This is a genomic window from Pseudomonas sp. GM55, assembly GCF_000282395.1.
Lineage (GTDB): Bacteria > Pseudomonadota > Gammaproteobacteria > Pseudomonadales > Pseudomonadaceae > Aquipseudomonas > Aquipseudomonas fluorescens_CC.
This window is the reverse complement of sequence record NZ_AKJJ01000133.1, coordinates 1-746: the sequence shown is the minus strand read 5'-3', so window position 1 is coordinate 746 and position 746 is coordinate 1. Positions and strand designations below refer to the sequence as shown.

At 63.8% G+C, this 746-nt stretch carries 1 protein-coding gene; it reads left to right on the top strand.

Going from position 1 to position 746, the window contains the following annotated elements; translation table 11 throughout:
* Window positions 1-746: cadherin-like domain-containing protein (locus PMI31_RS25440; protein WP_008022292.1), on the top strand; the 746-nt coding region annotated here is incomplete at both ends.

Here is a 746-nt window from a genome sequence, read left to right as displayed (position 1 = left end):
CAGCGTGTTGACCGGTACCTCGAGCGTCGACGGTCCGGTCAGCGTGGTCAACTTCACCATCGGTGCAACCACTTACACGGCCGGTACCACGGCGACCATCGCCAATGTCGGTACCTTGGTGATCGCAGCGAACGGGGCCTACACCTTTACCCCGGCCGCCAACTACAACGGCGCGGTACCAACGGTCACCTACACCGTCACCGACGGTTCCGGCACAGACGCCACTTCGACCCTGAACATCAGCGTCACCCCGGTCGACGACAGCTTCACCGACGCCAGCGAAACGGTCTCGACCCTGGAAGACACCGCCGTGACCGGCAGCGTCCTCACCGGCACCTCGAGCGTCGACGGCCCGGTCAGCGTGGTCAACTTCACCATCGACGGTGTGACTGGCACGTTCAACGCCGGCCAGACGGTGACCATCGCCAACGTCGGTACCCTGGTGATCGCGGCGAACGGGGCCTACACCTTCACCCCGGCCGCCAACTACAACGGCACGGTGCCGACCGTCACCTACACCGTCACCGACGGTTCGGGACCCAACGACACTTCGACCCTGAACATCAGCGTTACGCCGGTCAACGACAACTTCACGGACGCCAATGAAAGTGTAACCACCGCGGAAGACACCGCCCTGACCGGCAGTGTCCTCACCGGCACGAGCAGCGTTGACGGCCCGGTCAGCGTGGTCAACTTCACCATCGGTGATACCACCTACACCGCTGGCAGCACGGCAACCATCGCTA